The following is an 18949-nucleotide window of genomic DNA, read 5'->3' as shown; positions in this document are numbered from 1 at the left end:
AAATCTACGCTCGCGCTTCGCGATAGGTCCCTGCCCCGCTGCCACGCTTGCCGGGAAACATCGCGTCTCTCGCCAGCAATCCGCTGACGCGGCAGAAGGCTGCGAACGCGCGGCAGGCTTCCTCGGCGCTGGCCACGTCGACCGTCGCCCCGAAGCAGGCATTGAACGCGGCTTCATAGACCTTGCCTTGCCGGCGCTTCGGCCAATCCTGCAGGAAATCGAGCGCCTGCTCGACGCTGTAGATTTCTTCGACCGGCAGGCCGGGCGCGCGCGTGATGCGCACCGGCACTTCGAATTGCAGTCTGTCCATTCCCTGTCTCCCGAACTGGGCGCAGCCGAGAGCAACGCCGTTCGATGTGAAAAGTTGCTTTTGCGGCCTTCTGACTCGCAAATGTGACCTCAGTGCGGTGAAGGACCGGTTCGCGGGTGCCTGGATCAGGCCCTTGCCGCTACTGGTTGGCCGGATTCTCCTTCGCGTCATAGGCCATGCGGGTAACCACCGTCAGCAGATAGGGGGACGGCAGCGCGAGGATGGCGCCGAGCACGATCGCCGCCGTTCCTTCCTCCGAACATCAGGACCGACCTAACCATGGAAATGGCCAGGGGACGGCCGCAATGGGCGCGGCAACCGCACTTCGTCCTTGAACCTTGCGGCTTGCGGTGCCAAATCTGGAGCAGATTTTCGCATTCGGCTCCTTTGAAGCCCACGCCGGCAAACGGACAAAATGGTTACTTATCTCGACGCCTCCACCGCGCCCCTTCGAAATACCGGCCAGATCCGCCTCTATGGTGAGGAAGGCTTCGCCGGCATGCGCAAGGCCTGCGACCTCACCGCGCGCTGCCTCGACGAGCTTGTGCCGATCGTGAAGCCCGGCGTGACCACGGAAACAATCGACCGCTTCGTCTTCGAATTCGGCATGGACCATGGTGCGCTGCCGGCAACGCTCAATTATCGCGGCTACACCAAATCGTCCTGCACCTCGATCAACCATGTTGTCTGCCACGGCATTCCCGACAACAAGCCGTTGAAGGAAGGCGACATCGTCAACATCGACGTCACCTACATCCTCGACGGCTGGCACGGCGATTCCTCGCGCATGTATCCGGTGGGCACGATCAAGCGCGCCGCCGAGCGCCTGCTCGAAGTGACCTATGAGTGCCTGATGCGCGGCATAGCCGCGATCAAGCCCGGCGCCCGCACCGGCGCCATCGGCGCCGCGATCCAGACCTATGCCGAGGCGGAGCGCTGCTCGGTGGTCCGCGACTTCTGCGGCCACGGCGTCGGCCAGCTTTTCCACGACGCGCCGAACATCCTGCATTACGGCACCGTCAACGAAGGCGTCGAGATGCGGCCGGGCATGATCTTTACCGTCGAGCCGATGATCAATCTCGGCCGGCCGCATGTGAAGGTGCTGTCGGACGGCTGGACGGCGGTCACGCGCGACCGCTCGCTGTCGGCGCAGTATGAGCACACGATCGGGGTCACCGACACCGGCTGCGAGATCTTCACGCTGTCGCCGAAAAAGCTCGACCGCCCCGGCCTGCCGGCGTAGCACTTCGACCTAAGCCTGAGGGGAGCGGGCGGACCATGGGCAAAGTCGAGGACGAGCGGGCATTCTTTTCCGAAGGCTGGATCGAACCGCCTGAGGCAGTGCAAAAGAAGGCGGCACCTGCCGAGAAACCGCACTATCATGGCCATCGCGACCGTCTGCGCGAACGCTTTGCCGCCGGCGGACCGGACGCCCTGCCCGACTATGAACTGCTCGAGCTGCTGCTCTTCCGGCTGATCCCGCGCGTCGACACCAAGCCCATCGCCAAGGCGCTCATCGCCCGCTTCGGCTCGCTGGCCGAAGTGCTCGGCGCGCCGGCATCCCTGCTTGAAGAAGTCAAAGGCATCGGACCGGTCGTCGCGACCGATCTCAAGGTCATCGCCGCGACGGCACAGCGCATGGCGCGCGGCGAGATCCGCGGCCGTGAAGTCCTGTCCAACTGGACGCAACTGCTCGACTATTGCCGCTCCGCCATGGCCTTCGAGGCTCGCGAACAGTTCCGCGTCCTGTTCCTCGACAAGAAGAACGGGCTGATCGCCGACGAGGTGCAGCAGACCGGCACCGTCGACCACACGCCGGTCTATCCGCGCGAGGTGGTCAAGCGCGCGCTCGAGCTCTCAGCCAGCGCCGTCATCCTGGTGCACAACCATCCTTCGGGAGATCCCACACCTTCCCGCGCGGACATCGAGATGACCAAGCAGATCATCGATACGGCCAAGCCGCTCGGCATCGCCGTGCACGACCACATCATCATCGGCCGCAAGGGCAACGCCTCGATGAAAGGTCTGCTGCTGATCTGAGGCGTTTGCCCGGCATTTCTGGATTGCCGGGACATCGTCTCCTCATCAGATAGTCGGCTCTGGAATTTCAGCAGGAAATCAAGCATGATGGGACTTGGTATTTCCCCGGCATGCTTCGCGCTCCCGTGAAATACCGGGAGGACGGGACATGGCCATTGTGCTTGTACTCGTTTTGATCGTTGTGGGCTCGGTGCTGTTCCACCTCCTGAGCCCATGGTGGTGGACGCCGATCGCCTCGAATTGGGACTACATCGACAACACCATCATCATAAGCTTTTGGATCACCGGCATCGTCTTTGCCGCTGTCGTGCTCTTTATGGCTTATTGTGTCTTCCGCTTCCGGCATCGGGAAGGCAATCGCGCGGCATATCAACCGGAGAACAGGCGGCTCGAATCGTGGCTGATGATCGCAACGGCGGCCGGTGTCACCGCCTTGCTGGTTCCCGGCCTCTTCGTCTGGAGCCGCTTCGTCAACGTTCCCAGCGAGGCCGCCAATATCGAGGTTGTCGCCCAGCAATGGCAATGGAGCTACCGCCTGCCCGGCAAGGACGGCAAGCTCGGCACCTCCGACACCCGCGTCGTCTCGGCTGAAAACCCGCTCGGCATCGTAGCCGGCGACCCGAACGGCCAGGACGATATCGTAGTCGAGGCGGCGGACCTGCACCTGCCGGTCGGCAAGCCGGTCAAGGTGCTGTTGCGCTCGATCGACGTGCTGCACGATTTCTACATCCCGGAATTCCGCGCCAAGATGGATATGATTCCGGGATCGGTCACATATTTCTGGTTCACGCCAACGCGGACCGGAACCTTTCAGGTCTTGTGCGCCGAGCTGTGCGGCCAGGGACATCCGCTGATGCATGGCGTGGTCATGGTCGACACCGAGCAGGACTATCTGGCCTGGCTCGGCCAGCAGCAGACCTTTGCGCAATTGTCCGCGCCCAAGCAAACGGGCTCGGCGAACCAACCGTCGGAAAAGACGATGGCGTCCAGTTTGGACGTCGCGGCAAAACTCGAAACGCTCGAGGCCCGCTGAACAGGGCGCGGAGGTGCTCCCATGGTCGACGTCACACCCGCAGATGCCGTTCCACCCGCCGAAGTCGCGGAGATGGAGCTCTACCATCCGCACAGCTGGTGGACGAAATACGTCTTTTCACAGGACGCCAAGGTCATAGCAGTCCAGTATTCGGCGACGGCCATGGCTATAGGCCTCGTCGCGCTGATGCTGTCCTGGCTGATGCGCCTGCAGCTCGGCTTCCCCGGCACGTTCGATTTCATCACTCCGGAGGCCTACTATCAGTTCATCACCATGCACGGCATGATTATGGTGATCTATTTGCTCACCGCGCTCTTCCTTGGCGGCTTCGGCAATTACCTCATTCCGCTGATGGTCGGCGCCCGCGACATGGTCTTTCCCTATGTCAATATGCTGAGCTATTGGGTCTATCTGCTCGCCGTACTGGTCCTGGTGTCGAGCTTCTTCGCGCCGGGCGGGCCGACAGGCGCCGGCTGGACGCTCTACCCGCCGCAGGCGATCATGACTGGCACGCCGGGCGGCCAGGACTGGGGCATCATCCTGATGCTCTCTTCGCTCATCCTGTTCATCATCGGCTTTACCATGGGTGGCCTGAATTACGTGGTGACGGTGCTGCAAGGCCGCACCCGCGGCATGACCTTGATGCGCCTGCCGCTCACCGTCTGGGGCATCTTCACCGCCACGGTCATGGCGCTTCTGGCCTTCCCGGCACTGTTCGTTGCTTGTGTGATGATGCTGCTCGACCGCCTGCTCGGCACTTCCTTCTTCATGCCGGCAATCGTCGAGATGGGCGAGCAACTGCAACACAATGGCGGCAGCCCGATCCTGTTCCAGCATCTGTTCTGGTTCTTCGGCCACCCGGAAGTCTACATCGTGGCGCTGCCGGCCTTCGGCATCGTGTCCGACCTGATCAGCACACATGCGCGCAAGAACATCTTCGGCTATCGCATGATGGTCTGGGCCATCATCGCCATCGGCGCGCTGAGCTTCGTGGTCTGGGCGCACCACATGTATGTCAGCGGCATGAATCCTTATTTCGGCTTCTTCTTTGCCACCACGACGTTGATCATTGCGGTGCCGACCGCGATCAAGGTCTATAACTGGGTGCTGACGTTGTGGCGCGGCGACATCCACCTCACCATACCGATGCTGTTCGCGCTCGCCTTCATCGTCACCTTCGTCAATGGCGGCCTGACGGGCTTGTTCCTCGGCAACGTCGTCGTCGACGTGCCGCTGTCGGACACGATGTTCGTCGTCGCACATTTCCACATGGTCATGGGCGTCGCGCCGATCCTGGTGATCTTCGGCGCGATCTATCACTGGTATCCGAAGGTCACCGGACGGATGCTGGACGAGACACTCGGCCGCTTCCATTTCTGGATCACCTTCCTCGGCGCCTACCTGATCTTCTTCCCCATGCACTATCTCGGCCTGATGGGCGTTCCGCGGCGTTACGCCGAACTGACCGACATGAATATCATGACGGAATCGGCCCACCATCTGAACTCGTTCATCAGCATCATGGCCTTCATCGTCGGCTTCGCCCAGATGGTGTTCCTGTTCAACCTGATCTGGAGCATCCGCCATGGCCGTGAGGCCGGCGGCAATCCGTGGCGGGCAACGACGCTCGAATGGCAAACGCCTGAGACGCCGCCGGCGCACGGCAATTTCGGCAAGGAACTGCCGATCGTCTATCGTTGGGCCTACGATTACAGCGTGCCGGGTGCCAAGGAGGACTTCATCCCGCAGAACGTGCCGGGCTCCTTCGGCCCCTCCAGGGAGCCGGCATGAGCGTCATCCTGGTCTTCCTGTTGGTGATCGCCGGCTTTGCCGGTTGGTGGCTTTCGCACCAGCGGTTGACGGCGAAGCCCTGGCTGGAGCAAGGCGTGGCCGGGGATGTCGTCGGCTTCGACCGGTCGTCCCTGCCCACCGCCAAGATCGGCCTCGGCGTCTTCCTCGCCGTCGTCGGCTGCCTGTTCTCGCTATTCACCAGCGCCTATTTCATGCGCATGGGCCTGTCGGACTGGCGGCCGCTGCCGCTGCCGCGCCTGCTTTGGCTCAACACCGGCGTGCTGGCGCTGAGCAGCGTCGCGCTGCAATGTGCGGTGGTCGCCGCGCGCAGAGGCCAGGTGGACATGGTAAGGCTCGGTCTTGCAACGGCGGGACTGACCGCTCTCGCCTTCCTCGCCGGCCAGTTGATTGCATGGCGGCAGCTGACCGAGGACGGCTACCTGTTGGCCTCCAACCCGGCCAACAGCTTCTTTTATCTGATCACGGCGATGCATGGCCTGCACATATTGGGCGGGCTGGTCGGCCTTGGCAGGACGAGCGCCGGCGCCTGGAACGGAATGCGGCGGGAGCGGCTGCGCCTCAGTGTCGAGTTGTGCGCCATGTATTGGCATTTCCTGCTTTTCGTCTGGCTATGCATCTTCGCCGTCCTGGCCGGTTGGGCGGCGACGTTCGTGAGCATTTGCCAACGGCTGCTGACCTAGGAGACTGGCGATGGCCGAGACCACACTGACGCATACCAGCCAGATGGATCGCCCCCGGGGCTTGCGCGGGATCGCCGCCGACTGGGCCTCGGATCAGCGCGCGTTCAAGAACGTGTCCTGGGGCAAGGCCATGATGTGGATCTTCCTGCTCAGCGACACCTTCATTTTCGGTTGCTTCCTGCTTTCCTATATGACGGCGCGGATCTCCACGCGCGTGCCGTGGCCGAATCCCAGCGAGGTCTTCGCCTTGCGCATCGGCGGCTCGGAGATCCCGCTGATTCTGATCGCCATCATGACATTCGTTCTCATCTCGAGCAGCGGAACCATGGCCATGGCGGTCAATTTCGGCTATCGCCGCGATCGTCGCAAAACCGCGATCCTGATGCTTTTGACCGCCGCGCTCGGCGCGACCTTCGTCGGCATGCAGGCCTTCGAATGGACCAAGCTGATCACCGAAGGGGTCCGGCCGTGGGGCAATCCATGGGGAGCCGCGCAATTCGGCTCGTGCTTTTTCATGATCACCGGCTTCCACGGCACTCACGTGACCATCGGGGTGATCTTCCTGATCATCGTGGCGAGAAAAGTCTGGCGTGGTGACTTCGACACCGGCCGGCCCGGCTTTTTCACCAGCCGCAGGGGCCGCTACGAGAACGTCGAGATCATGGGGCTCTACTGGCACTTCGTCGACCTGGTCTGGGTGTTCATCTTCGCCTTCTTTTATCTTTGGTGAGAAGGCAGGCTTTGTTGAGAGGCAGACATGGCTGAAGCAACCGCAAACGGTCTCGGACAACACGCACTGCATCCCCATGATGCGGCGATCGTCGCCAAGGCAGAGACGCATCAGGAGCACCCGATCAAGCTCTATCTGGTCGTCTGGGCGTGGCTGTTCATTCTCAGCACCTGCTCCTATCTGGTCGACTATTTCGGCCTTCACGGCTATCTCAGGTGGTCGCTGATCCTGATCTTCATGATGCTCAAGGCAGGACTGATCGTCGCCGTCTTCATGCACATGGCCTGGGAGCGGCTGGCGATGATGTATGCAATCATCCTGCCGCCGATACTGGTGCTGGTTTTCGTGGCGATGATGGTCTTCGAGTCCGACTATACGCTGCTGACCCGAATCGCGTTTTTCGGGCCTGGCCCCTGACACCCGATACGGGGTCCAGCCGCGGCATGAGCAGCCGGGGACGGCCGGCTCCGATGCCTTGAAACTACAGGCCGCCGGCCCATTTTGATCTGGCGTATGCGCCGTGAACTCAAGCAAAGGACGCGGACAATGACGATAGCAAACAGACTGAGAAACTTTATCGACCGCAAGGGCATCTCCTACGATACCGTTGGGCATCATCGAACTGCCACCAGCAGGCAGGCCGCCATTGCCGCGCACGTGCCCGGCAGCATCATGGCGAAGTCCGTGGTCGTTCACCACGAACTCGGTTATGCGCTGGCCGTGGTCCCAAGCACCCACAGAATCGAACTCGGCAAGCTGCAGGACGTTATGGACAAACGCCTCGGCCTCGCTTCCGAAGACGAAGTGGTATCGCTCTTTGACGATTGCGACATCGGCGCCATACCGCCGATCGGTGCGGCTTATGATGTGCCAGTCATTCTGGACGAAAGCCTGCGTGATGCCGCCGATATCTATTTCGAGGGCGGCGACCACAAGACGCTTGTGCATGTCAGCGGCAAGGATTTCCGCAACCTGACGACGGACGCGCGCCAGGCGCGGTTCAGCTATCCGGCCTTCTGACCCACCGACACTCCCGCCGCCGCGTCACGGCAGGGCCTGATTGCTTTCGACGGTCTGGGGCAGCCGGCGGCTCTACGACCTTGCGGCAAACATGCCAGGGCCGAGGATCGGCAGCACGACCGCCAGTCCTTCAGCCTTTTCGGTATTCTCAATATGCGAAGGTGAACGTCATGGACACGCGGACGCTTCTCATACTCGGCCTTGGCATAGCTATTCTGCTGCTATTGGGTTTTTTTGCGCTCCCGGCGTGACGGTGCTGGGCGCGATATTTATCTGCGCAACTGCCAGCCGTCTCCTTCCGGATAAGCAGGCGACCATCAAAGGAGCCTGGACGGCGGTGCTTACTTGGAAAATTGCTTCAAGTAGGCGATGACGTTGGCTATGTCCTGATCGCTCTTGAGGCCGGGAAACGCCATCTTCGTCCCTTTGACCATCGCCTTGGGGTCGTGAAGATATTTTGTCAGCGTAGGCTCGTCCCATTTGATGCCGGATTTTCCGGCCTCGATCATGGCCGTGGAATAGGCGAAACCGGGATGCGTGCCCGCGGTGCGCCCGATGACGCCGTGCAGAGACGGGCCGACCTTATTCTGGTCCTGGTCGGCAATGTGGCAGACCTTGCACTTGGTGAACACCTTCTCGCCTGCGGCGGCGTCCTGCGCCTGCGACGGGCTTGCAAAGAAGGTCGTAGCTGACAAGACCATGAAAAGCGCGGTTGCGCGCATGGCACTTCCTCCCTGATCGTCATTTACGTCGGACGGCCCGCGCCACGCTGGCGTATCCTGCATGGCGGGCGGCCGCGTCTCTTCAGTGGAATTGCGGCACCTACATACCACAGAATCGAACCAATGGGGAAAAATTGCCGGTCTGCGAACGCTTAGGCCGCGCGCCGAGGACTAGCTGCCCAAAAGCGGTCCAAGCCTTCTGAACGTGACGATCAGGGCGGGTCGGTCTTGCAGCTCGCCGCGATCTGGCCGATCGCCTCGGAGAGACCTGCAAGCTCGAAATCGGCCTCGCCGCGTCCCGACAACAGGCCGAAGCGCCACGACAGCGTCAACCGGTTCGCCGAAGCCAGACGCTTGATGCCGTCGTCTCCATCCCTGACTAGCGTTCTGCCGCGCGGGCCGACCGACCAGCTTTCGTCGGTTTTGCCGCTGCCGTCGACCGCGACGGAAATGGTGATCTTGCGGCTGGCGGAGACGGCATCGTTGAGCTGGAGCCACTCGCTCCAGCGTGGTTCGCCGTCGGGCCGGCAAGCCAATGTCAGCACAGGGCTATAGCCCAACGCTCCGCCGCCGGTGATTAGCTTGTTGCTGGCGTGGAGCGACGCCGTGATCTGACCATCATTGCCGGCGCCAACGCTCCAGTTGCCGAGAGCCGGCTCGGCCCGGGCGACGCCGGCGGCTGCGGCAAACAAGAGCGCCGCGGCGACGACCACGCCTCTCATCATGAATCCCAGCCTCACCAATGCCTCCAAACACCCGCGAATGCGATGAAGCGCAGATAATGTTCAACGGTTGGTATCGCCAGCGGCAGGGCTTCAAGACAAGTTGTCTGTGTTGCCGCGCCGCCACAATGGAACACATCACAATGAAAAAGGCCGCCCGGAGGCGGCCTTTCGAAATCTCGGCATTGAAACCTGTTACTCGGCTTCCTTGGCGGCTTTCTTCTTCGGCGCGGCCTTCTTCTTCGGCTCTTCCGCCTCGTCGGTGGCTTCGCCTGCCTTTGCTTCGCCAGCCTTTGCTTCGGCCTTCTTCGAGGAAGCCTTCTTGGCCGGCTTCGCCTTGGTCGCGCTTTCGGCCTCCTCGTCGTCGGCCATCAGCTCGTCCTTGCCGACCTTGACGTCGTTGACCGAGATCTGGCCGAGCAGATAGTCGACCACCTTCTCCTCGAACATCGGCGCGCGCAGCGCGTTGATGGCTTCCGGGTTGCTGCGATAATACTCGAAGGCTTCCTGCTGCTGGTTGGCTGGGAAGCGGCGCACCTGCTCGAACAGGCCGCGCTGCAGTTCCTCGTCCGACACGGTGACGCCGGCCTTCTCGCCGATCTCGGCCAGGACCAGGCCGAGGCGCACGCGGCGTTCGGCAAGGCGCATATATTCGGCGCGCGCTTCTTCTTCCGTCGTCTCTTCGTCGGCGAAAGTACGGCCGGCGGCTTCCAGGTCGCGGTTGACCTGAGCCCAGATGTTATTGAACTCGGCCTCGACGAGCTTCGACGGCGCTTCGAAGGAGTAGGATGCGTCAAGCTGGTCCAGCAACTGGCGCTTCACCTTCTGGCGGGTCATCGAGCCGAACTGGTTCTCGATCTGGCCGCGCACGATCTCGCGCAGGCGCTCGAGCGATTCCAGGCCGAGATTCTTGGCCGTCTCGTCATTGATCTCGAGCGCGCCGGGCGCCGACACTTCCTTGACGGTGACGTCGAAGGTGGCTTCCTTGCCGGCCAGATGCGCCGCCTGGTAGTTTTCGGGGAAAGTGACGGTGACCTGCTTCTCGTCGCCGGCCTTCGTTCCGATCAGCTGCTCCTCGAAGCCCGGGATGAACTCTTTGGAGCCGAGCACCAGCGGCTGGTCGGTGCCGGCGCCGCCGGCGAAGGCCTCGCCGCCGATCTTGCCGACATAGTCGATGGTCACGCGGTCGCCCTCGGCGGCCTCGCCGGTCTTCGGCTCGTAGCTGCGCGCCGATTCGGCGACGCGCTTGACCTGGTCCTCGACTTCCGCGTCCGGCACGTCATAGACCTGACGCGTCACCTTGATGTCGGAGAAATCCTTGATCTCGATCGGCGGGATGACTTCGTAGTTGAGGCTGAATTCGAAATCGGCACCGCCGGCCAGGATCTTCTCGGCCTCCTTCTCGTCCTCGGTCATGATCACTTCGGGCTGCATGGCGGCTTTTTCGCCGCGCCCCGAGATGATCGAACGGGTCGAGTCGTTGAGGATCTCGTTGACGACCTCGGCCATGAACGACTTGCCATACACCTTGCGCAGGTGCTGCACCGGCACTTTGCCCGGCCGGAAGCCGTTGATGCGCACCTTGCCGCGGGCGTCGGTCAGCCGCGCCATCAGCTTGGCTTCCATGTCACCGGCCGGCACGGTGATCTTGATCTCGCGCTTGAGACCGGAGTTGAGCGTTTCGGTGACCTGCATCCTAGAACCTTTGTTTTCAACAATGAGACTGCCAAACGGTCTTAGCCGTTTACAGCCTGCCGGTATGATCTTGCCGGAAATGGCTTTTGGGACGGAACCTGGCGATTTGACCGCAAATGCGGTTCAAATTCTCCTGAACTGCGCCTTGCCCGATGCGAATAAGTCTTTGTTTTTCCTATAACTTTTCACATCTTGCAAAAGCGGAAACTCACTTTCCGTCACATTCGACACGCCTTTTGTCACAGGCTAGGCTAATTTTCAACTATCTTCGCTCCAATGCATGTCGCCCAAAACTGCGCAGCGTTTTTGGAGGACAGCATGCATCTCAAAGCCCTTCGCCTGAATCTATTTCCACGCGATGCGCTTTAGCCGGACAAGCATGACTTGAGCCCCCGACATTGACAGAATGATGGCTACATGGGATTGCCGGGGAAAGCGGATGTGGCGGAATTGGTAGACGCCCTGGATTTAGGTTCCAGTGCCGAAAGGCGTGGGGGTTCGAGTCCCTTCATCCGCACCATCCTTCGCTCTTCCAGCTTCGGATGGCAGGCCACCACCTGAGGCTCGAAGAGCCGAAGGTGTCCTCCAAAGCCTTGGCGAAGGAGGACCGGCGCCATCCTGGCTCGGGCGCCGCCCTGCTCGATAGACCCTCCGATGCGCTGGCCAAAGCGGCCTTAATAAAGCGGCTCCTCGAACAGCGTCTTGTCGCCGTCCATCAGCGCCTTGATCTGCGCCGTGCCGTCGGCCGCGAGCGCGAGCTTGATGCCGAACGGCCGCACGCGCATGTCGTCCTGGATCGCCATGCCCTCGCCTTCCGGGAGATAGAAGCGGTCGATCCCGTAGTCGGGTGCGATTGTCGCTTCCGGATCGCTGAGCCCCCAGCCTTCCCCGACATGGCCGGCAATGTCTGCTTCGTCCTCGCCTGCTGGGGCCGGCGCTTTGCCGAACCACGCCGCGGTCGGCTGCCAATAGCCGTCGGAGCCCTTCTTCAACCGGACCACCATCGCTGTGTCGTCGCTGGAGAGCTTGCCTTGCGGAAGGCTGGCGATCAGCTTCACCGGGATGCGCGAAATGTTGAGCGAGATATAGTCGCCGCGCAAGAGATCGCGCGGATCGACCGGTTGGACTTTCAGCAGCACTTCCTTGCCGTTGCGCAGAATCGCGGCGCGGCCAGCGATGATCCAGCTGAGAAAGCCGATCTGGATAAGCGCCAGCACCAGCGCCGAGACGATCAGTTTCTTGCCGGTCATGCCGCTGCTCCTGTCTCGGCGGGCGTCCTCATGCGTTTCTCAACGCGGATGATGATCAGCGCCAGTATGCCGAGCAGCACGGCAGCCGCCAGGAAGAAGCCGGCCGTATCCAGCATCGACCTCAAGGTGACGCTATAGATAATGGCGAGTTCGAAGGCGAAGCCGGCATAGGCCAGCCAGCGCAGGCCCCTGCTCTCGCGGCCGGCCAACATGATCGCCGCCACGATGCCGGCAAGCGCTACGATCGAGGCGAGGGCGAAACCGCTATTGTAGGTGCTTTCATCCGCCAGCTCGAACTGGATCATCGCCATGCCGGTGAGAAAGCCGAGCAAGGCGTGCAAGGACAGCCGGCCGCCGAGCTGCAGGATCCTGTCGATCGGATCGCCGGCGAATACCGCGGCGGCAAAGAGCAGCACTGACGCGATGGCCAGCGACGCGGCCACCGGCAGCGTGTCGTGATCCGTCGCCAGCAAGACCAGGTAGAGAATGACCGACAGAATGATGAGGTGGCGCGCTGCCCGGCTGCGCGTCCAGAACGAAATGGCGAACAGGACGATCGCCATGACGATGAAGAGATGAGGAATTTCCGCGCGCCAGTAGAAGCCGAACCCCTTGAGGACCAGCCAGGCATCGGCAATGCCGACTGCAGCCACCGTCAGCGGGTTCGAACGCAGCGCTGCTGCCGCCAACGCCGTGCCGGCACACCACATCACCAGCGCCGAGGCCTCGTCGCCAGAAAGATGGTACATCTGGCCGATCAGCGCGATCGATCCGCCGAAGGCGGCGGCTGCAACGATCCACAGGGACTCGCCGATCGCGGCATGGTCGCGCGTCTTCAGCACCGCGCCGCCGACATAGCCGGCCAGGATAACGGCGAAAAGCGCCGCCACGCGAACGACACGCGGGATAGCCTCCCAGTTGGCGGCGACGAAAATCAGGATCGCCGCGCCGAACAAAAGCGCCGCCATCATCGCCAGGATGGAGCCGAAACTCAGCGACGCGCGCTCGTTGGCAGCGACGTCGCGCGTCAATGCCTCCGCAGTGGCGGGATCGATCAGCCCTCTCTCCCGCCAGCGGGCGATATCCGCCCTTAGCCGTGCCGTATAGCTCGCCATGCTTTCCCCCGAAGCCTGGTCATTTCCTCAGCCGGGACAGCCAAACCGTTGACGCGGCGGCACTTTCCGATTCGGCCTTCTTTGCGACGCAGGCGTGAACGGCCGTTAATGTTGCATTGCACAATTTGCATTGCTGCCATGCGCCAACGGCACTTTTAAACCGATATGATCCCACCTATTTTCTGTTCGTACACAAACGGAATGATCCGAAGCAAAGACGAAACGAGAACTACCATGAACCTGATCCGCAACTACCGCAACTGGCGCCGCTACCGGGACACCGTCTCCGAGCTGAACCGCCTGTCGAACCGTGAACTGACCGACCTCGGCATCAGCCGCAGCGACATCCACTACGTCGCCCGCAAGGCGGTCTAATCCGCTTCGGACCGCAAATGGTCCGAACCAGTTTTGAAGAGAGTTAAGACAATGAACCTGGTCCGCAGCTATCGTAACTGGCGCGTTTATCGCGACACCGTTGCTGAGCTGGGTCGGCTTTCGAACCGCCAGCTCCATGATCTCGGCATCGTTCGCGACGAGATCAAGATGGTCGCCCGCAAGGCGATCTAAGCAAGGCATTTCGCCAGGGTCGACCTCCTCCCCGACCCTGACGGATACGGCCAACCTTCACCTCCTCCCGAGGGTTGACCACCAAAACGGCGCCCGCCGGACCTCCTCCCCCGGCGGGCGTTGTTCTCCAGAAGCGAACGCAGTTCGTCTTCGAAGGCTTCGCCCCTTCTCAAAGGCGAAAGGAATTTCGTCCTCAAAAGCGAAAAGAATTTTCGCCTCAAGGGCGATAAGGAGTTTCGTCAAAGCCGACCTCCTCCCCGGCAATGACGAATAAGGTCGATCTTCACCTCCTCCCGAGGATCGACCCCCAAAACGACACCCGCCGGACCTCCTCCCCCGGCGGGTGTTGTTGTTTCTGGCACAGGCACCGCCCTCGTGCGTTCTCAGCTGGCAATTGCAATCGCTTCCCCAAGCGATTATTCCGGCGCTTATGAGCAAAAATCCCGTACACGTCATCGGCGGCGGCCTCGCCGGCTCCGAAGCCGCATGGCAAATTGCGCAAGCCGGCGTTCCGGTCGTGCTGCATGAGATGCGCCCGGTGCGCGGCACCGACGCGCACAAGACCGACGGTCTGGCCGAGCTGGTCTGCTCCAATTCCTTCCGCTCCGACGACGCCGAGAACAACGCCGTCGGGCTGCTGCACGCCGAAATGCGGCTTGCCGACTCGCTTGTCATGGGTGCCGGCGATGCGAACCAAGTGCCGGCCGGCGGCGCGCTGGCGGTCGACCGTGACGGCTTTTCCGATGCGGTCACCGCAAAGATCGAGGCGCATCCGCTGATCACAATCCGGCGTGAGGAAGTGCCCGGGCTGCCGCCCACGGATTGGGACCAGGCGATCATCGCCACCGGCCCGCTGACGGCGCCCTCGCTGGCGCAGTCGATTGCCGAGGCGACCGGCGCCGATGCGCTGGCCTTCTTCGACGCGATCGCGCCGATCGTGCATTTCGACACGATCGACATGAACACGGCCTGGTTCCAGTCGCGCTACGACAAGGTCGGTCCCGGCGGCACCGGCAAGGACTACATCAACTGTCCGATGGACAAGGAGCAGTATTTCGCCTTCGTCCAAGCGCTGCTCGACGGCCAAAAGACCGAGTTCAAGGAGTGGGAAGGCACGCCCTATTTCGACGGCTGCCTGCCGATCGAGGTGATGGCCGAGCGCGGTGTCGAGACCCTGCGCTACGGGCCGATGAAGCCGATGGGGCTGACCAATGCTCACAATCCGACGGTCAAAGCCTATGCGGTGGTGCAGCTCCGGCAAGACAATGCACTGGGCACGCTCTATAACATGGTCGGCTTCCAGACCAAGCTGAAGCATGCCGAGCAGGTGCGCATCTTCCGCACCATCCCCGGGCTCGAAAACGCGGAGTTCGCGCGTCTCGGCGGCCTGCACCGCAACACCTACATCAACTCGCCGACGCTGCTTGATCCTTCGCTGCAGCTGAAATCGCGCCCCGGCCTGCGCTTTGCCGGCCAGATCACCGGCTGCGAAGGCTATGTCGAAAGCGCCGCCATCGGCCTGCTCGCCGGCCGCTTCGCCGCCGCCGAACGGCTCGGCCAGGCGCCGTCGCTGCCGCCCTCGACCACCGCCTTCGGCGCGCTGCTCAACCACATCACCGGCGGCCACATCGTCTCCGACGACGAGCCCGGCAAACGCTCCTTCCAGCCGATGAACGTCAATTTCGGCCTGTTCCCGCCGGTGGAAGCGCCGAAGACCGAAGGCAAGCGCCTGCGCGGCAAGGACAAGACCGTCGCCAAGCGCCACGCCATCACGTCGCGCGCTCTGGCGGATTGCAGGGCGTGGCTGGGGCTGCCGGCGCGGGCGGAAGCGGCGGAGTAGGCTTTTCGGTTTCTGTTGGAGGCCAATATAAAGTAGGATATCATCCTACTCGCAATCCTACGTGAGATGAGCCATGGAATCCGCCGAGAAACTGTCCGTCACCGTCACGCCAGCCATGGCGCGCCTGATCCGCGAAAAGGTCGAGGACGGCTCCTACGGCTCGGCCAGCGAAGTTATCCGCGCCGCTCTTCGAGCCTTCCAGCGCGAGGAGGAGGAGCATGCCGAGCGCATGGCATCGATCCGTGCACGTGTGAAGGCTTCGCTTGAGGACAAGAGACCCTCCGTCCCGCTCGATGAAGCAATCGACCGGGTGAAGAACCGAATTTCACAGCTGGCGCAAGGCCATGATGATCCAGCGCCTCGTCGTCGTTCTTAGCGAAAACGCGATCTCCGATCTCGAAACGATTGGCAGCTACATCCTTGAGAAGGCGGCGGCGAAAACGTCGCCAATGGCTTCATGGATCGGATTAGAGAGCGCTGCCGAAGCATCGGCAACGCACCTCGCGGCGGCCGCTCGCGCGATGACATCGCACCGGGGCTACGAACCGTCCCTTTCGAACATTCCGCGGTCATCACCTATGTTGTCGAAAGCGATGTCGTTCTCATACTCAACATCTTCTACGGCGGCCGCGACTACGAGAGATTGATGCGCGACGGTGGTTCTGGCGATCAATCCTAAGGCGTTGATTACTCCGCCGGCTCCGCCCTCGCTCCCGGCAATCCCGGCTTGCCCGCCTCTCCCGGATTCCTCCGCACATAAGCCGCCTTCAGCGTCTCGGACGTATCGCGCGAGCCGTCATGGCTCCAGCCCGGCGGCTGGATGAGATAGTTGACGCGCTGACCAGGCGTCAGCCCCGGCGCCAGCGCATCCTTGAACATGCCGATCCATTCGTGGAAGGCCACCTTCAGCGGATTGAAGGTGCCGATGTTCTTGACGATGCCGTAGCGCGGCCGGTCCTCCTCCAGCTCCTCGACGAAGGTCCCGAACATGCGGTCCCAGACAATCAGCGTGCCGGCATAGTTGGCGTCGAGATAGCGCGGATTGGTGGCGTGGTGGACACGGTGGTGGGAGGGCGTGTTGAAGATGAATTCGAACCAGCCCCACATCTTGCCGATCGTTTCGGTGTGAATCCAGAACTGCCAGACCAGGTTGAAGCCGAAGACGAAGGCGATCACCGCAGGATGGAAGCCGAGCAGCACCAGCGGCGCCTGCAGGATGAAGGTGAAGGTGAACAGCCCTGTCCAGCTTTGTCTTAGCGCCGTCGAGAGATTGTAGTGCTGGCTGGAATGATGGTTGACGTGCTCGGCCCATACCCAGCGCACCCGGTGCGCGATGCGGTGATAGACATAGTAGCGCAGGTCGTCGAGCAGGAAGGCGGCGACAAAAACCCAGATCGACAGGCCGAGATTGAAGAAGCGGAATTGCCACAGCCACAGCAGCGCCCAATAGGACACGACGCCGAGCAGCAAGCCTGCGACGACATTGCCGGTCCCCATCATCAGGCTGGTCAGCGTGTCGCGCGTCTCGAACGATCCCTTGGCGCGGCCGGTGCGCACCAGCCAAAGCTCGATCAGGATCGCCGCGACGAAGAACGGGATCGCAAGCTGGGTGACCTGCGGGAAATTATACTCGTCCATCACGCCGCCTCCCGGATCCGATCATGGCTTTGCAATGCCGCCGCCACGGCCAGCGCGCCGGCTTCGTCGGCAAAAGCAAACCGCCCGCCTTTCCAGGTGAAATCATCGAGCCGCAGCGAAATCGCGCTTCCTTCCCTGGTCAGCGCCAGAATGTCGCGCGGCGTGACGATACGCGTCAGAAAACAATCGCCTATGCTCCGGACGATGCCGCAGCGCTGCGGACCGAGATCGAGAAACGCGGCATGGCTGTCGGCTGTCAGCCGCACGGTACTCGGTCTTTCGTCGGGAAAATCCTCGGCAAAGCGTGCGAGCGCATGATCGACGCCGGCAAGCGTCGCGGTCGTCGTACCGCCGGTGAAATGCACGGCGGCGACCGACAACGCGATACCGAACACGACAAGGACGACCAGGACTGGCAGGCTCATGGAAAGACGGCTCCTCCGGCGGGCCGCATTTCTTTGACGCGAGTCCACGCATCGGAATCCCTAGCACGGTTGACGTTTACGTCAAAGGGGGCGTCCAGCCCCGCATCGCATGACGCAGGAGCAGCCAGTGTCGGCGCAAGGTTGAGAGCGTTGCCGTCGCACTGAGCGGCGATCCCGCCTTCTCCATCCTGTCGAGATAGGCATGGGTTAGCGCCAGCGGCAGGAAGGCGGGCCGCAGCGCAACGGGAAGCGCCGGCGCACCTGTCTCGAAGGCGTTGAGATGCTCGCGCGCCAGCGCAATCATCGCCGTAACCGCGCGCTCGGCGGCTGCCCCGCCCTCGCCTTTGACGAACTCTTCCGGCGTCGTGCCGGCCGCCGAAAGGATGTCGGCGGGCACAAAACACTGTCCGCGCCGACGATGGAGCGGCAGAAGCAACAACAAGCCGGTGATCGCCTGCGCGCAGCCGGCCCTGCCCGCCAGTTCGGCAAAGCCAGGCGCGGCGGCCGGATCGAGCGCCATCGCCACAAGTTGGATCAGCGCCGCGGCCGTCTCGCCGCAATAGCCTTCGAGATCGGTCCGCGACGGCATCGGGTCGTCATAGAGATCGAAGATGCGCGCCTCGAGCATGTTGTCGAAAGCAGCCTTCGGCAACCGGCAGGCGGCGATCGTTGCTCGCAGGGCGTCGGCTGTCGGATGGCCTGTCTCGGCATCGCCTTCGGCCGAAATGACGTCTCGCCACCATTGCAGCCTGACCTCGCCCGGCAGCGGCTCATGGATGCGATCGCGCACGCCGGCAATCTCTGCATTGAAGGCGTAGAGCGCGAGCAGCGCGTCGCGCTTGTCGGCCGGCGCGTAAAGCGCCGACAGATACCGGTCATGGTCGGCGGCGCGCACCGCATCCATGACGATGTCGCCGTTCTTGACGATGTTGGACGTGCCGGTCATTCAATCGACGGCGATCAGCGCCGCGGCCACGGCGCGGTCTTCGGCGAGCAGCACATTGTAGGTCCGCACTGCCGCTCCCGTCGACATCGGGTCGGCCGAGATCCCGGCCTCCTTGAGCGCGGCGCGCAGTGCCGCCGGCAGCGGCCGCAGTTCCTTGCCCATGCCGACCAGCAGGATCTCCACCTTGCCGGCCTCGGCGAACAGCCTGTCGAAATCCGCGGCCTTCAGCGCCAGCGGATCGGCCGGCTCCCAGCCATGGATGCCTGACGGCAGGACGAGCAGCGATCCGCGATGCGACATGTCGGCAAAGCGAAAGCCGCCATTGCCATAGGCCTCGATCGGCGCCTTGCCCGGGAAATGCGCCTCGCGGATGATGATGCCTTTGGCCATGGCTTTAGAACATG

General features: G+C 62.4%; 23 protein-coding genes and 1 tRNA gene. 14 read left to right on the top strand and 10 right to left on the bottom strand.

The window, feature by feature from the left end; all coding sequences use genetic code 11:
- Positions 1–4: 4 nt before the first annotated feature.
- Complete coding sequence (locus FJW05_RS01830) at positions 5–310, bottom strand: DUF982 domain-containing protein (protein ID WP_140627309.1); 306 nt, start codon at positions 308–310, stop codon at positions 5–7.
- A gap of 415 nt (positions 311–725) precedes the next feature.
- Between FJW05_RS01830 and map the strand changes: the two genes are divergently transcribed.
- From map to FJW05_RS01790, 8 genes are all read left to right on the top strand, one after another.
- Positions 726–1553 carry a type I methionyl aminopeptidase gene (gene map, locus FJW05_RS01825; protein WP_140627307.1) on the top strand — a complete coding sequence of 276 codons (828 nt, stop codon included), beginning with the start codon at positions 726–728 and terminating at the stop codon, positions 1551–1553.
- 35 nt (positions 1554–1588) lie between these two features.
- Positions 1589–2350 (top strand): DNA repair protein RadC, encoded by a 762-nt coding sequence (gene radC / locus FJW05_RS01820; protein WP_140627305.1) that lies wholly within the window; start codon positions 1589–1591, stop codon positions 2348–2350.
- 148 nt (positions 2351–2498) lie between these two features.
- The gene (locus FJW05_RS01815; protein ID WP_140627303.1) at positions 2499–3383 is read left to right on the top strand and encodes a cytochrome c oxidase subunit II; all 885 of its coding nucleotides are present in this window, start codon (positions 2499–2501) and stop codon (positions 3381–3383) included.
- A 21-nt stretch (positions 3384–3404) separates the two neighbouring features.
- Positions 3405–5174 carry a cytochrome c oxidase subunit I gene (ctaD, locus tag FJW05_RS01810; protein ID WP_095765041.1) on the top strand — a complete coding sequence of 590 codons (1770 nt, stop codon included), beginning with the start codon at positions 3405–3407 and terminating at the stop codon, positions 5172–5174.
- Complete coding sequence (locus FJW05_RS01805; protein ID WP_140627300.1) at positions 5171–5875, top strand: cytochrome c oxidase subunit 3; 705 nt, start codon at positions 5171–5173, stop codon at positions 5873–5875. The genes ctaD and FJW05_RS01805 overlap by 4 nt, the downstream gene beginning before the upstream one ends.
- Before the next feature lie 10 nt (positions 5876–5885).
- Positions 5886–6605: a heme-copper oxidase subunit III family protein gene (locus FJW05_RS01800; RefSeq protein ID WP_140627298.1), complete on the top strand. Its 720-nt coding sequence runs from the start codon at positions 5886–5888 to the stop codon at positions 6603–6605.
- Positions 6606–6632: 27 nt separating this feature from the next.
- Entirely contained in the window at positions 6633–7022 is a 390-nt protein-coding gene (locus tag FJW05_RS01795) for a cytochrome C oxidase subunit IV family protein (RefSeq protein WP_140627296.1), read from the top strand.
- Between the two features lie 129 nt (positions 7023–7151).
- A complete protein-coding gene (locus FJW05_RS01790; protein WP_140627294.1) occupies positions 7152–7625 on the top strand; it encodes an aminoacyl-tRNA deacylase in 474 nt (157 codons plus the stop codon).
- 341 nt (positions 7626–7966) lie between these two features.
- Here the strand turns inward: FJW05_RS01790 and FJW05_RS01785 are convergent, their stop codons facing one another.
- The 3 genes from FJW05_RS01785 to tig all read right to left on the bottom strand — a co-directional run bounded on the left by FJW05_RS01785 (position 7967) and on the right by tig (position 10764).
- The gene (locus FJW05_RS01785) at positions 7967–8347 is read right to left on the bottom strand and encodes a cytochrome c family protein (protein WP_140627292.1); all 381 of its coding nucleotides are present in this window, start codon (positions 8345–8347) and stop codon (positions 7967–7969) included.
- Between the two features lie 212 nt (positions 8348–8559).
- On the bottom strand, positions 8560–9087 hold the full coding sequence (locus FJW05_RS01780) for a hypothetical protein (protein ID WP_246673168.1): 528 nt from the start codon (positions 9085–9087) through the stop codon (positions 8560–8562).
- 177 nt (positions 9088–9264) lie between these two features.
- Positions 9265–10764 carry a trigger factor gene (gene tig, locus FJW05_RS01775; RefSeq protein ID WP_140627290.1) on the bottom strand — a complete coding sequence of 500 codons (1500 nt, stop codon included), beginning with the start codon at positions 10762–10764 and terminating at the stop codon, positions 9265–9267.
- A 435-nt stretch (positions 10765–11199) separates the two neighbouring features.
- Between tig and FJW05_RS01770 the strand changes: the two genes are divergently transcribed.
- Positions 11200–11284 (top strand) — tRNA-Leu (locus FJW05_RS01770).
- A 154-nt stretch (positions 11285–11438) separates the two neighbouring features.
- On the opposite strand, the gene FJW05_RS01765 is transcribed toward FJW05_RS01770, so the two are convergent.
- Both FJW05_RS01765 and FJW05_RS01760 read right to left on the bottom strand, forming a co-directional pair.
- Positions 11439–12014, bottom strand: a complete 576-nt coding sequence (locus FJW05_RS01765) for a GDYXXLXY domain-containing protein (protein WP_140627288.1) — start codon at positions 12012–12014, stop codon at positions 11439–11441.
- Positions 12011–13129 (bottom strand): DUF2157 domain-containing protein, encoded by a 1119-nt coding sequence (locus FJW05_RS01760; protein WP_140627286.1) that lies wholly within the window; start codon positions 13127–13129, stop codon positions 12011–12013. Before FJW05_RS01760 ends, FJW05_RS01765 begins: the two co-directional genes overlap by 4 nt.
- A 234-nt stretch (positions 13130–13363) precedes the next feature.
- Here FJW05_RS01760 and FJW05_RS01755 point away from each other — a divergent pair, with 234 nt between their 5' ends.
- From FJW05_RS01755 to FJW05_RS01735, 5 genes are all read left to right on the top strand, one after another.
- Positions 13364–13504, top strand: a complete 141-nt coding sequence (locus FJW05_RS01755; protein WP_095765031.1) for a DUF1127 domain-containing protein — start codon at positions 13364–13366, stop codon at positions 13502–13504.
- A gap of 51 nt (positions 13505–13555) precedes the next feature.
- A complete protein-coding gene (locus FJW05_RS01750; RefSeq protein ID WP_140627284.1) occupies positions 13556–13696 on the top strand; it encodes a DUF1127 domain-containing protein in 141 nt (46 codons plus the stop codon).
- 430 nt (positions 13697–14126) lie between these two features.
- Positions 14127–15536, top strand: a complete 1410-nt coding sequence (trmFO, locus tag FJW05_RS01745; protein WP_140627282.1) for a methylenetetrahydrofolate--tRNA-(uracil(54)-C(5))-methyltransferase (FADH(2)-oxidizing) TrmFO — start codon at positions 14127–14129, stop codon at positions 15534–15536.
- Between the two features lie 73 nt (positions 15537–15609).
- A complete protein-coding gene (locus FJW05_RS01740; protein ID WP_140627280.1) occupies positions 15610–15912 on the top strand; it encodes a type II toxin-antitoxin system ParD family antitoxin in 303 nt (100 codons plus the stop codon).
- Between the two features lie 81 nt (positions 15913–15993).
- The gene (locus FJW05_RS01735; protein ID WP_348639800.1) at positions 15994–16215 is read left to right on the top strand and encodes a type II toxin-antitoxin system RelE/ParE family toxin; all 222 of its coding nucleotides are present in this window, start codon (positions 15994–15996) and stop codon (positions 16213–16215) included.
- A gap of 8 nt (positions 16216–16223) precedes the next feature.
- On the opposite strand, the gene FJW05_RS01730 is transcribed toward FJW05_RS01735, so the two are convergent.
- The 4 genes from FJW05_RS01730 to FJW05_RS01715 form a co-directional block, all read right to left on the bottom strand.
- Positions 16224–17174, bottom strand: a complete 951-nt coding sequence (locus tag FJW05_RS01730; RefSeq protein WP_181164822.1) for a sterol desaturase family protein — start codon at positions 17172–17174, stop codon at positions 16224–16226.
- Positions 17174–17599, bottom strand: coding sequence for a hypothetical protein (locus FJW05_RS01725; RefSeq protein WP_140543708.1), 426 nt, complete (start codon positions 17597–17599; stop codon positions 17174–17176). Before FJW05_RS01725 ends, FJW05_RS01730 begins: the two co-directional genes overlap by 1 nt.
- A gap of 76 nt (positions 17600–17675) precedes the next feature.
- Complete coding sequence (locus tag FJW05_RS01720; protein ID WP_246673167.1) at positions 17676–18545, bottom strand: phytoene/squalene synthase family protein; 870 nt, start codon at positions 18543–18545, stop codon at positions 17676–17678.
- Positions 18546–18935 carry an Mth938-like domain-containing protein gene (locus tag FJW05_RS01715; RefSeq protein ID WP_140627276.1) on the bottom strand — a complete coding sequence of 130 codons (390 nt, stop codon included), beginning with the start codon at positions 18933–18935 and terminating at the stop codon, positions 18546–18548. It abuts the gene before it with no gap.
- Between the last annotated feature and the right edge of the window lie 14 nt (positions 18936–18949).

The sequence above is a fragment of the Mesorhizobium sp. B2-9-1 genome (assembly GCF_006439455.1).
GTDB lineage: Bacteria > Pseudomonadota > Alphaproteobacteria > Rhizobiales > Rhizobiaceae > Mesorhizobium.
The sequence above is the reverse complement of the archived record's forward strand: the minus strand, read 5'-3'. Positions and strand labels throughout refer to the sequence as shown.